Source organism: Aggregatilinea sp., from assembly GCF_036822615.1.
Classification (GTDB): Bacteria; Chloroflexota; Anaerolineae; order Aggregatilineales; family Aggregatilineaceae; genus Aggregatilinea.
The window spans coordinates 1-12,034 of sequence record NZ_DAISHJ010000005.1; the positions used below are offsets into that span (position 1 = coordinate 1).

The 12,034-nt window shown below is 63.7% G+C and carries 9 protein-coding genes and 1 pseudogene; 9 read left to right on the forward strand and 1 reads right to left on the reverse strand.

The genetic code is table 11. The features are described 5' to 3' along the window. The 9 genes and pseudogenes from V7116_RS02965 to V7116_RS03005 all read left to right on the forward strand — a co-directional run. Positions 1 to 435, forward strand: a pseudogene (locus V7116_RS02965) (hypothetical protein); the annotation flags it as partial. A 2-nt stretch (positions 436 to 437) separates the two neighbouring features. Then, entirely contained in the window at positions 438 to 1,184 is a 747-nt protein-coding gene (locus tag V7116_RS02970) for an ABC transporter ATP-binding protein (RefSeq protein ID WP_324390267.1), read from the forward strand. Next, positions 1,174 to 3,381, forward strand: a complete 2,208-nt coding sequence (locus tag V7116_RS02975; protein ID WP_324390269.1) for a COG1361 S-layer family protein — start codon at positions 1,174 to 1,176, stop codon at positions 3,379 to 3,381. The genes V7116_RS02970 and V7116_RS02975 overlap by 11 nt, the downstream gene beginning before the upstream one ends. Before the next feature lies 1 nt (position 3,382). Further along, a complete protein-coding gene (locus tag V7116_RS02980; RefSeq protein ID WP_324390270.1) occupies positions 3,383 to 4,681 on the forward strand; it encodes an ABC transporter permease in 1,299 nt (432 codons plus the stop codon). Between the two features lie 373 nt (positions 4,682 to 5,054). After that, a complete protein-coding gene (locus V7116_RS02985; RefSeq protein WP_324390272.1) occupies positions 5,055 to 6,293 on the forward strand; it encodes an ABC transporter substrate-binding protein in 1,239 nt (412 codons plus the stop codon). Between the two features lie 112 nt (positions 6,294 to 6,405). Continuing rightward, the gene (locus V7116_RS02990; protein WP_324390274.1) at positions 6,406 to 7,302 is read left to right on the forward strand and encodes a branched-chain amino acid ABC transporter permease; all 897 of its coding nucleotides are present in this window, start codon (positions 6,406 to 6,408) and stop codon (positions 7,300 to 7,302) included. Between the two features lie 9 nt (positions 7,303 to 7,311). Then, complete coding sequence (locus V7116_RS02995) at positions 7,312 to 9,285, forward strand: branched-chain amino acid ABC transporter permease (protein ID WP_324390277.1); 1,974 nt, start codon at positions 7,312 to 7,314, stop codon at positions 9,283 to 9,285. Continuing rightward, positions 9,266 to 10,039 (forward strand): ABC transporter ATP-binding protein, encoded by a 774-nt coding sequence (locus tag V7116_RS03000; protein WP_349258408.1) that lies wholly within the window; start codon positions 9,266 to 9,268, stop codon positions 10,037 to 10,039. The genes V7116_RS02995 and V7116_RS03000 overlap by 20 nt, the downstream gene beginning before the upstream one ends. Continuing rightward, positions 10,039 to 10,743 carry an ABC transporter ATP-binding protein gene (locus V7116_RS03005; RefSeq protein WP_349258409.1) on the forward strand — a complete coding sequence of 235 codons (705 nt, stop codon included), beginning with the start codon at positions 10,039 to 10,041 and terminating at the stop codon, positions 10,741 to 10,743. The genes V7116_RS03000 and V7116_RS03005 overlap by 1 nt, the downstream gene beginning before the upstream one ends. A 309-nt stretch (positions 10,744 to 11,052) precedes the next feature. Here the strand turns inward: V7116_RS03005 and V7116_RS03010 are convergent, their stop codons facing one another. Continuing rightward, on the reverse strand, positions 11,053 to 12,030 hold the full coding sequence (locus V7116_RS03010) for a tagatose 1,6-diphosphate aldolase (RefSeq protein WP_324390281.1): 978 nt from the start codon (positions 12,028 to 12,030) through the stop codon (positions 11,053 to 11,055). Positions 12,031 to 12,034 lie beyond the last annotated feature (4 nt).

Below are 12,034 nucleotides of genomic sequence, written 5' to 3' on the forward strand. Positions count from 1 at the left end.
GTGCTGCCCGTGGTACTGGCCTGGGCCGCGATCATCGTGGTGCTGCCGGTGCTGTTTGGCACGGTCGAGCTGCCGCAGGGTGACGAAGTAGCGCAGGGCGACGGCATGGAGATGCTCGATCCCTCGATGATGGACGGCGGCCTGATGGGCGAGGGCGATAGTATGGGTGAGGGTGACTTCATGGGCGAGCCGGGCATGGACGGGATGCCGCTGGAGGGTATGGACGGCGTGCCGCTCGATGGGACGGCGGAAGCCGCGCCCGGCGGCGAGAGCGTGCCGTTTGCGACCGGGGAAGCGCCCGAAGACGAAGCGATAGCCCCTGAACCTGACGTAAATTCCGACTCCGCGCCGCGTGATGCCGCCGGGGAGCAGCCGTCCACGTCCGTGGAGCAGGCCCCCGACGCGCAGTCCGCGCCTATCATCAAGAAGCCCTGACGATGAGCGGCACAAACGGATCGAAGGCGAACGGCAGCCGCCCGATGGTCGTGGTCGAGGGGCTGAGCAAAACGTTTCAGCTCGGTGACCAGTGGGTGCGCGCGCTCGACGCCGTCAGCGTGCGGGTTCCTGCCGGGCAGTTCCTGGCGATCATGGGGCCGAGCGGTTCCGGCAAGAGCACGCTGTTGTACCTGCTGGGCGGCCTGGACCGACCCAGCGAGGGACAGGTGTCGGTCGCCGGGCGGCGGCTGGACAGCATGAGCAGCGACGATCTGGCGCAGTTCCGGCGCGAGACGGTCGGCTTCATTTTTCAGGCGTTCCACCTCATCCCCACCATGACGGCGCTGCAAAACGTCGCGCTGCCGGGCGTCTTCGCCGGGCTTCCGCGCGACCAGCGCGAGCAGCGCGCGACGTGGTTGTTGGGGCTGATGGGGCTTCGCCAGCGGATGCATCACAAGCCGTCGCAGCTTTCCGGGGGGCAGCAGCAGCGCGTGGCGATTGCGCGCGCCCTGTTCAATAACCCGCCGGTCATCATGGCCGACGAGCCGACCGGCGCGCTGGACAGCAAAACCGGTCAGGCCGTGATGCACGTGCTGCGCCGGATGTGCAGCACGCTGGGCAAGACGGTCATTGTCGTGACACACGATCCGGCCATCGCGCGCTACGCGGACCGGATGCTGCTGCTGAAGGATGGGCGTGTGATCGAAGATCGCGCGCCTTCCCAGGAGGAAAAGCGAGATGTCGCTTAATCAAGGGCGGCTTTTGGCCGCGCGCGTGATGATCGGGCTGGTGATGGTGGCCGTGATCGTGGGGCTGTGGCGCATGGGCGCGCCTGCCTCGGCGCAGGGGCCATCGACTGAGACACCGACCAATACGCCGACTGAGACACCGACGCTGACTCCCACACTGACGCCGACGAACACCCCCCTGCCGACCGATACGCCGCAGCCCACCGCGACGTGGACCCCGTCCGCGACCAACACGCCGCAGCCCGTGCCCGTGCAGGTCACCCGCTCCGAGCCGAGCGTGGTGGTGCACGGCAGCGAGGCGGTGCTGTCGGTGTTCGGCGCGGGCTTCACGGAGACGAGCGCGGTCCGGCTGCTGGGTTTGGGCCTGCTCGATACGACGCTGGTCAACAGCGGCGCGCTGAAGGCGGCTGTTCCCGCATCGATTCCGCCCGGCCAGTATACGGTGCAGGTGAACGACGCGCAGGGGAACTGGCTTTCGTCCCCGAACGTGCTGGTCGTCGTGCCGCCGACGCCGACGATCATCCCGCCGACGGACATTCTGCCGCCGAGCCAGACGCCCTATCCCACCAGCACGCCTGAGCCGACCAATACGCCGCAGCCGCCGACCCCGGTTCCCGGCCAGCCGTCGCTGCTGGTGCGCAATTTTGTCGCAAGCCCGGCGGTGACCGGCCCCGGTGGGCGGGTGTTCCTGACGTTCGAAGTGGTGAACCAGGGCAGCCGCACCGCCGAAGGGATCTCCGCGACGGTGGGCGAGGGCAGCAAGTTCGTCCCGGCGAACGGACAGGCAGGCGCGACGCTGCCGGACATCGCGCCCGGCGGCAGCGCGTCGGTCTCGCTGAGCGTCAACGCGGCGGACGATGCGCCGCCCGGCCCCAACAACATCCCGGTCAGCCTGACCTATTACGACTTCGAGGGCAAATCGTTCAACAGCAGCGCCACGCTGAGCGTGATCGTGAGCGAAGTGGACGAGTCGTCGCAGATTGGGCTGTCGGGCTACACGCTCGATCCCGAGGCGCCCAAGCCCGGCGATCCCGTCGCGGTGACGGTGCACGTGGCGAACACCGGCAATGCGATGGCGCAGCAGGTGATGGTGCGTGTCGCCGGGACGGAAAACGTTCTGCTGCCGGGCGCAGAAGGCGACAGCTTGCCACTGGGTGCGATTGCACCCGGCCAGACCGTGGACGCGACGCTGAACATGATCGTCGATAGCAACGTCAAGGCAGGGCTGCAAGTCCAGCCGGTGACGCTGACCTACATGCAAGACGGCGAGCAAAAGGAAGTTGCGGGCAGCGTGACTATTCCCGTGACGGAACCGGGGGGGATTTCCCCGCTGCTGCTGCTCGATTCGTATAGTGTGGGCAAGGATCAGCTTAAGCCCGGCGAGCAGTTCACGCTGAAAATGACGCTGAAAAACGTAGGGGATGGTCCTGTGCATGATCTGCTGGTGACGTTCGGCACGGTCGAATCGAGCGGCGGATCGTCCGGCAGCGACAGCGGCACGCCGGGGTATTCGGGCGATACCGGCTCAAGCACGACGCCCAGCACGACTTTCGCGCCGTTGGGCAGCGGCGGCACGATTTACGCAGGCGATATGGGCATAAACGGTGATATCATCGAGCTGGAACAGGACTTTATCGTCAACGGCTCAGTAACCAGCGGCGTTTACAGTCTGCCGATCACGCTGCGCTACCAGAAGTCGGACTGGACCAGCGGCCAGGACAACCTGCGCGCCAGCGTCGTGGTGGTCTCACCGCCGCGCGTGCTGCTCAATTTGCAGGCGCCGCTGCCCGAGACGATCAACGTGGGTGAGCCGTACCCGCTGTCGATCACCGTGGTGAACATGAGCAGCAGCACGATCAGCCTTGCGAACGCCGTCACGGAAGCCACCAACGGCGAGGTGATCGACGGCGGTGACCAGTTTATCGGCCCGGTGCAGGCTGCCGACGACGCCACCCTGTCGCCGATGATCATGCCGCTCGAAGAGGGCACGGTCGAGGTGACGGTGTCGCTGCACTACCTCAACGATCTCAACCAGGACGCGGTGTTGGTCAAGACCTACGAGCTGACCGCCGTTGCTCCCCCACCGCCGCCTGAAGAAGTCACGCCGCCGCCGGATATGCAGGACGTGCTGGTCGAGGAAGAGGAAGACGACACGATCGGGCGGATCCTGTTGGGCCTGCTGGGGCTAGGAAGCTGATATGCTCTCCGAGCTGTTGCAGCTCGCGGTGGGCAATCTGTCGCGGGCGCGCACACGCTTTTTGATGACGGCGGGCGGCGTCCTGGTGGGAACGACTGCCGTCATCATGCTGGTGGCGGTGACCTTCGGCTTGCAGCGCTCGGCGGAGGCCAGCATCGGGTCCAGCACGTCTTTGACCCAGGTCGAGGTTTATCAGGCGTGGGGCATGCGCGGCAGCAACGAGGAAGTTCCACAGCTCACGGTGGCCGCCGTGCGCGCGTTCTGGCAGATCCCCGGCGTCCAGGCAGTGATCCCCTTCGCCTCGCTGCAAAACGGCGGCGAGCTGATCGTGGGCGACTATCGCGGCTGGGGCGAGGTGTTGGGCATTGACCCGTCGCTGCTGCCGTATATGGGTTTTCAATTGCAGCAGGGGCAGCTGTCGCTCGGCCCCGGCGAGGTGATCGTCGGCTCGCAGGTCAGCCAGAACTTCTACGATCCTGAGGCATCCAGCGAAGAATGGTCGCCGGTACAGGTCGATCTGATGGCCTCGCCGGTGCAGCTCAGCATCTATAAGTACACCGATACCACCTTCGACACCAAAGAGATCGACCTCAAAGTGGCCGGCATGATGGCCGAGGGCACCTCGTACGACTACGCGATCCTGATGAACATTCAGGACGTGATGGCGCTGAATAAGTGGGCCACCGGCGAGGAAGTCGATGCGGAAAAGTTCACGTTCAGCCGCGTGATGGTGCAGGCCAGCAGCCGCGACACGGTCGGAGACGTGTCGAAGGCGATTCAGGCGATGGGCTACGGCGTGGGCGGAGTCGGGGATTACCTCGACCAGCTCAACAGCTTCTTCCAGACCATGCGGCTGGCCCTGGGCGGCGTCGGATTCGTGGCGCTGGTCGTGGCGGCGTTCGGCGTGTTCAACACTATGTCGATGGCCGTGCTGGAACGCACCAAAGAGATCGGGCTGATGAAAGCTATCGGCGCGACGGACCGCGACGTGCTGACGGTGTTCATGGTCGAGTCGGCGCTGGTGGGCCTGTGCGGCGGCACCGCCGGGGTGCTGCTGTCATTGGGGCTGCAAAATCTGGTGAATAACCTGTTTCAGACGCCCGCCGAGGGGCAGGCGAGCGGCGTCACGGCTTTTTTGCCCTTCGATACCTCGCAGTTGGGCGGCAACCTGATCGTCATCCCGACAGAGCTGATCCTGCTCGGCATCGCCCTGGCAACGCTGATCGGCACCGTGGCGGGCTTCATCCCGGCGCGGCGCGCCTTCCGTATGCTGCCCGTCAGCGCCCTCAAAGAAGAGTGACGCGCGCGGCCCGATCGTTCGGGCTGCGCGGGTGATCGCGCCTTCCTCCAGCAGTTCCCCTGTTTTTATGCGTTTTGCCAGTTTTGGGCCGGATCGCGCCTCCGGAATAAATTCCTCACCTATCTTTTTTATAGTAATAAATACGTAAACAAAAAAGTATTCCAAAAACTGTGCTACTTTGACAGTTGTTGTACATTTTGCTCAGTTGATAGCTTATACGCTTTCGTCCTACAATGCTTCTTAATGTTCTACCACACCATTTCATCCCCGGCGGCGCAGTCATGCGTGAGGAGGTGAATTCTAGGCACTGCAGCCCCTGACGCCGCTATTTTGCTGCACACACCTGGCATCCAATAAAGGAGGCACGCTCCCTATGTCCAAACGATTGGTTACTCTGGCACTCACATTGGTTTTGTTGGTTGGCGCGATCGGTCCGCTGACCGTTGCGGCACAAGATGACTGCGATTTCTCGGGCGAAGTGGTGGTCGGCGTGATCGCGTCGCTGACGGGCGAACGTCCGAAGGTCGGCCAAAGCACGGAAGAAGCCGCGCAAATGGCGGCGGACGAAAAGAACGCCGAATGCGGCGTGCAAATCGGCGACGAGAATTACGAAGTCGTGATCCTGATCGAAGACAGCGAATCGAAGGCGGAATCGGCAGTTGCGGCGGCCACGCGCCTGATCGTTGACGAGCAGGTCAACGCCATCATCGGCCCGCAGGCCAGCGTGGAAGCCATTCCCGCCGGTCAGGTCGCCAACGACCGCGAAACGCCTATGATCAGCCCGTGGTCCACCAACCCCGCGACGACCGTTGACCGTCCGTGGGTCTTCCGCGCGGCGTTCCTCGACCCGTTCCAGGGCCCCGTGGTGGCGAACTTCGCCCTGTCGGAATTTGGCGCGCAGACCGCCGCCGTGCTGTATGACGTCGCCAGCGACTACCCCAAGGGTCTGGCCGAGAACTTCCGCGATGCGGCGACCGCCGACGGCATCGACGTGGTGGCGTTCGAGAGCTTCACCACCGGCGACACCGACTTCAGCTCGCAGCTCACCAACATCATCCAGCAGAACCCCGACGTGCTGTTCACCCCGCAGTATTACAACGAAGTCCCACTGATCGTCCAGCAGGCGCGCTCCCTGGGCTATGAAGGCCCGATCCTCGGCAGCGACAGCTGGGGCACGCCGGACCTGATCGACCTGTGCGGCGACGCCTGTAACGGCCTGTTCTTCAGCACGCACTATGCGCCCGACATCGCCACCGAAGTCGGCCAGACGTTCATCGGCAACTACGAAGAACTGTACGGCGCGAAGCCCGACGACGTGGCCGCGCTGACCTACGACGCGTTCCAACTGCTGTTCACGGCCATCGAAAATGCGCAGTCGCTGGAGCGCGCGGACATCCGCGAGGCACTGGCGAACATCCAGCTTTTCGAAGGCGTGACCGGCGTCATGAGCTTTGACGAGCAGGGCGACCCGATCAAGTGCGCCGTAATCATCGAGATCACAGACGGCGCGTTCACCTACTACGATCAGGCGTGCCCCGCCGGATTCCCGCCCGACACCGCCGCTGAGCCGGATATGATGGCGACGGCAGAAGCAACCGCCGAAGCGGGCTAACACCGCACCGTAAGCGCCTCCATTGGGGGGCGCTTTCGTCATATTCGCACCGGGCGCACGGCAGTTGTGACGCGTGCGCCCGGCTGTTGACGCGGTTTTTCGGAGAACTCGAATGACGTACTTTGTCCAACAGTTCCTTAATTCACTCCAGCTTGGCAGCCTCTACGCCCTGATCGCACTCGGATATACGATGGTGTACGGCGTGCTGCTGCTGATTAACTTCGCCCACGGCGACATTTTTATGATCGGGGCGTTCCTGGGCGTGACCGGCTCGATGGTGCTGGGCCTGCCGTTCGTGCCGACGCTGCTGCTCTCGATGACCCTCACCGGGCTGATGGGCGTGGCGATCGAGCGCATCGCCTATAAGCCAATTCGCCACGCGTCACGATTGTCGGTGGTGATCACGGCGTTGGGCGTCGGCCTGCTGCTCGAAAACGGCATGCTGGCGCTGACCGGGGCCGACCCGCGCAGTTATCCCGCCGATTTCATCACGACCACCACCTATAACGTCGAGGGCATCAGCATCAGCAACGTGAAGATCATCATCATCGTGCTGGCGTTCGTGCTGTTCATCGGCCTCTATTTGATCGTGCAGCGCACCAAGTGGGGCATGGCGATGCGCGCGATCTCGTACGATAAGTTCGCCGTACCGCTGATGGGCGTCTCGCAGGACCAGATCATTTCGCTCACGTTTCTGATGGGCGCGAGCCTCGCGGCGGCGGGCGGCATTTTGTGGGGGGTGGCGTTCCCGGTGCTCAATCCCTATATGGGCATGCGCGTCGGTTGGAAGGCATTTATCGCCGCCGTAGTCGGCGGCATTGGGGATATTCGCGGCGCGATGCTCGGCGGGCTGCTGCTGGGCTTCATCGAGATTATGGTTCCGGCCTACGGGCAGGACATCGGCATTTCCTCCACGTGGCGCGATCCGATTGCGTTTGCTTTGCTCCTACTCATTCTGGTCATTCGACCGACGGGCCTCTTTGGCGTGGCGCGCCGGCAGAAAGTGTAGACGCGTGCGATGAGCCGTACACCGCAACTTCGTGTTTCGGCGGCTGCTGCGCTGACGCTGCTGTGCGCCGTGGCGATGCTGGCCGCCTTTATCATCCTGCCGTGGTTCGTCGATCTGCCGGAGGGGGGCGACGTCACCGGATACGATCTGGTGACCATTGACGAAGAAGCCGAAAACCCCATCGAACTGCCGAGCGACGTCGAAAACACCTTCCTGATCGTCATTCCGGCTGTGGCCGTCGCGGTCGGGCTGGCGGCGCTGTGGGAACTGGCGACGGGGGAGGCCAGCCGCCGCACGCGCGTCGCCGTGGCGCTCGCCGGGCTGGTGGCGCTGGTCTACTATTACGGCCTGTTGCTGTACCAGGGCACGGGCGATACCAGCCTATCCGATCTGGCGGGGCCGGGCTTTTACGTCGCGCTGATCGCGGCGGCGGCGCTGCTGATCCAGGCGGTTCTGCCGGTGCCCGCTGCGGACGAACCCGCGATCACCGTTCCCGCCCCGATGCCCCGGCGGCGCTGGATGATCCCCTTCGTCTGGCTGGGGCGCCAGTTCCGGGGCGCGCCCGTGCTGGTGTTTTTGCTCGGCTTGTGGGTGGGGATCGAGTTGGAGCTGCGCGACGGACTGGCGTTTATCCGCTTCCTGGGCGAGCGCAAGGTCCCTACGCTGTTTGGCATCGATAACCTGTTAGAGCCGTTTTCCAAGCTCGACTTTTCCGGCGTGCTGTCGCCGTTCTTCCCCTCTTCGACCAGCAAATCCGACGCGCCGCTGCGCGCCTCGTGGGACGCCATCCGCGATCTGGCGCAGACGTTCATCGACGCGTTTTCGACGCAGGGCAGCCGCGATCCAGGCTTCTTCCGCGTGGTGGGACAGGTCTTCAGCTACGACATGGTGGTCTACGTGATCCCCATCCTCGTGCTGGCGCTGCTGTTTGCACGCCCCGCCAGCCGCCTGCTGGCGCGCGTGCCGCGATCGCTGTCATTGGGGCTGCACCTGCTGGTGCTGTACGCTGCGCTCTACCGTTGGAGCGCGCCCAACGACTACCGCGAGCTGGTGCTGATCTACATGGGCGTCAACATCATGCTGACCGTCAGCCTGAACCTGATCAACGGGTATATGGGCGAGTTCTCTGTCGGGCACGCGGGCTTTATGGCGGTCGGCGCGTATGTGTCTTCGATCCTGACCATGATCGCGTTCACCAACAGCAGCACGTTTGGCGACGCGCTGATCTCGACGGACCCGAAGGGCTGGGGGATGATCGTGGGCTTCGTCATCGCGCTGATCGCGGGCGGCGTCGCGGCGGGCTTGGCCGGGCTGATGGTCGCGTTCCCGTCGTTCCGCACGCGCGGCGACTATCTGGCGATCGTCACGCTGGCGGTCAACTTCATCGTACAGGGCGTGATCAACAACATCGAGGCCATCGGCGGGCCGCGCGGCTTGAACGGCGTCCCGCTGTGGAGCACGCTCACCTGGGTGTTCGTCATCACGATCGTCGCCATCTTCATCGTACATAATCTGGTGACCTCGACCTTTGGCAAGGGCATCATCGCCATCCGCGAAGACGAGATCGCCGCCGAACTGATCGGCGTCGATACGCGCCGCATCAAACTGGTGGCGTTCCTGGTGTCGTCGTTCATCGCGGGCGTGGCGGGCGGCCTGTTCGCGCACGTGCTGGCCTACGTGAATCCCACCACGTTCGGCATCCTCAAATCGACTGAGGCGCTGGTCATGGTGTACCTGGGCGGCATGGGCAGCATCACCGGCTCGGTCGTGGCCGCCGTGCTGTTCACGCTGATGCTCGAAGCGCTGCGCCCGCTTCAGGTCTTGAAGTGGGTCGTGCTGCCGCTCATCCTGATTTTCCTGATGTTCCGCCGCCCGCAGGGGCTGTTTGGTTTCCGGGAGATCTCGCTCAATCTGGGCGATTCCAAACCGGACAAACCACGGTATACGCTTGGGGAAGCGCGCCATGATGCTGCTTCAGATTAATCACCTGACTCACCAGTTCGGCGGGCTGCGCGCCGTCGATGACTTCAACCTCGATCTGCACACGGGCGAGCTGATCGGTTTGATCGGGCCTAACGGCGCGGGCAAGACGACGATCTTCAACCTCGTGACCGGGGCGTACAAAGCGACGGAAGGCGAGATCTTGCTGGAAGGCGAGAACATCGTCGGCAAGCCGCCGCATACCATCAGCGGCATGGGCATCAGCCGCACGTTCCAGACGATCCGCCTGTGGAACCAGATGACCGTGCTCGATAACGTGCGCGTGGCGCATCACGGGCGGCTGCGTTACGGGCTGGCGGGAGCGCTGCTGCGCACGCCCACCTATCAGCGCCAGGAGCGGGAAATCGAGGAACAGTCGATGGAGCTGCTGCGGCTGTTCAAGCTGGAGCGCTTCGCGGAGGAGCCGGTGCGCAACCTGCCCTACGGCGAGCAGCGCCGCGTGGAGATCGTGCGCGCGATGGCGACGCAGCCCAAGCTGCTGCTGCTGGACGAACCGGCAGCGGGCATGAATCCGAACGAGATCGGCGCGCTGATGGACTTCATTCACTGGATTCGGGACGAGTTCAACCTGACGATCTGGCTGATCGAGCACCAGATGCGGCTGGTAATGGGCATCTGCGAGCGGATCAAGGTGCTCGACTTTGGCGCGACGATTGCCGAGGGCACGCCCGAGGAGATCCGTACCAACAAGCGCGTCATCGAGGCGTACCTGGGCGAAACGGAGGAGGCGGTCTGATGCTGCTGAGTGTCCGTGACCTGCATGTCTCCTATGGCAGCGTGCACGCCGTGCACGGCGTCTCCTTCGACGTGGAAGAAGGCGAGATCGTCACGCTGATCGGGGCGAACGGGGCGGGGAAGTCCACCATCCTCAATACCATCGCCGGACTGCAAAACCCGGATTCGGGTGAGATTCTGTACAAGGGCACGAATATCGCGTCGCAGGGCGCGCATCAGGTCGTGAAACAGGGGCTGGCGCTCGTGCCTGAAGGACGGCGCATCTTCGGCAACCTGACCGTCTATGAAAATCTGCGGCTGGCGGGGTTCCAGGTTTCCGGCGCGGACTTCAACCAGCGCTTGCGGCGGGTCTTCGACTACTTCCCGCGCCTGGAAGAACGCCGTACCCAGTTGGGCGATACGCTCTCCGGCGGCGAGCAGCAGATGCTGGCCGTGGGCCGCGCGTTGATCACCGGGGGCATGTTCATGCTGCTCGATGAGCCGTCGATGGGCCTCGCGCCGATCCTGGTGCAGCAGATCTTCGGCATTCTGGAAGAGATCAACGCGCAGGGCACGACGATCCTGCTGGTCGAGCAGAACGCGCACATGGCGCTGAAGATCGCCAGCCGGGGCTACGTGCTGGAAACCGGCACGATTGTGCTGGCCGGTCCCAGCCGCGAGCTGGCGAGCAGTCCCGAGGTGCAAAAGGCGTACCTGGGCGGGTAGACGCTGAAGGGAATAGGGAATGGGGATTAGAGAATCCCGTTTGTCTCGGTTGTGAAGTTCCCGGCCAACAGGTGCGGCGACAAAAGCACCTCACCCCCGGCCCCTCTCCAATCTGGGTTGGAGAAGGGAGACAGGCAGCGCCCAACGGGGTTTTGTAGGGGCAGGTTTCTAACCTGCCCTGGTTTTTGTCCGAATGTAAAAGTTAAGGTGCATCAAACCCGCGCGTTTTTGTTCCTGAATGCTCCGCACAAACAAAAAGGGGCGTATCGCAATACGCCCCTCCACAGATCTGGTTTTTGCACGTCGCCGCTATTTGGCGGGCATTGCCTCGTAGGACTGGTACCAGCCATCTTCGGGCAGCGGGGCCGAATAGAAATCGGTCCACGGCTTCGCGTTCTTCATCGTAATCTCGGTCAGGCGGTGCAGGCGCTCCGGCGCGACGGTCGCCAGGAACGGCACGCGCTCTTCGGGCGACATCTTGATCGCTTCCTGCCACACGGCGCGCCCGGCCAGGAAGCCGCTCGCGCCGCTCTGGCACGCGACTTCGACCTGCTTTTCGAACGTCTCGAAGCTGACGCCCGCGCTCAGCAGCACCCACGGCGCGACGCACGCTTCGCTCACGGCTTCGCACTCACGACGCCATTCCGCTTCATCCGAATTGAACGCAACATCGATCGGGAATTCCAGCTTGATCACGTCCGGGCCGAGGGCGCTCAGGCGGCGGGCCGTCTCGCGCACGACATACGGGCGCGTCTTGGCATATTCCGCGCTTTCCTTCGCCACCGCCGCGTCGAGACTGTACGACATTGGCTCCAGGAACAGCGGCAGGTCATACGCGTGGCATTCGATCGTCACCTTGCGCACGATCTCTTCAAGCTGTTCGGCCAGCTCGTCCGTATCGGGGTGGTAGTACACCATCATCTTGACGGCGCTGGCGCCCATGCGCTTGATCTTCTCAACGCTCCAGCCGTCCTGAAATTCGAGGCCGCGATACGTGGAGTCGCCGCTGTAGCCGCTCTTTTCGAGCGACATGATCAGGCCCGCCTTGCCGGTCATGGACATGGCCGGAGTGAGGCCGTACGTCGCGTCCAACAGCACCGCGCTGGTGTGCGGAGCCAGTGCCGTGACGATCTGCGCCTTGAGTGCGACAGCATCGTTGTAAGGCACGCCTTCGGGCAGCATCCGGCGGTACACGCCGCGCTGGTCGAACGCGAGAATTGTGAACACATTTCCTTCTACGCTGGTCGCCTTGAGGCCACGCCAACGTCCCGGTGAAAGCGATTCCACGCTG

Excerpts from the sequence above, each read along its gene's own strand:
- V7116_RS02970 (WP_324390267.1), top strand. The coding sequence starts at position 438 with ATGAGCGGCACAAACGGATCGAAGGCGAACGGCAGCCGCCCGATGGTC.
- V7116_RS02980 (WP_324390270.1), top strand. The coding sequence starts at position 3,383 with ATGCTCTCCGAGCTGTTGCAGCTCGCGGTGGGCAATCTGTCGCGGGCG.
- V7116_RS03000 (WP_349258408.1), top strand. The coding sequence starts at position 9,266 with ATGATGCTGCTTCAGATTAATCACCTGACTCACCAGTTCGGCGGGCTG.
- V7116_RS02975 (WP_324390269.1), top strand. The coding sequence starts at position 1,174 with ATGTCGCTTAATCAAGGGCGGCTTTTGGCCGCGCGCGTGATGATCGGG.
- V7116_RS02990 (WP_324390274.1), top strand. The coding sequence starts at position 6,406 with ATGACGTACTTTGTCCAACAGTTCCTTAATTCACTCCAGCTTGGCAGC.
- V7116_RS02995 (WP_324390277.1), top strand. The coding sequence starts at position 7,312 with ATGAGCCGTACACCGCAACTTCGTGTTTCGGCGGCTGCTGCGCTGACG.
- V7116_RS02985 (WP_324390272.1), top strand. The coding sequence starts at position 5,055 with ATGTCCAAACGATTGGTTACTCTGGCACTCACATTGGTTTTGTTGGTT.
- V7116_RS03005 (WP_349258409.1), top strand. The coding sequence starts at position 10,039 with ATGCTGCTGAGTGTCCGTGACCTGCATGTCTCCTATGGCAGCGTGCAC.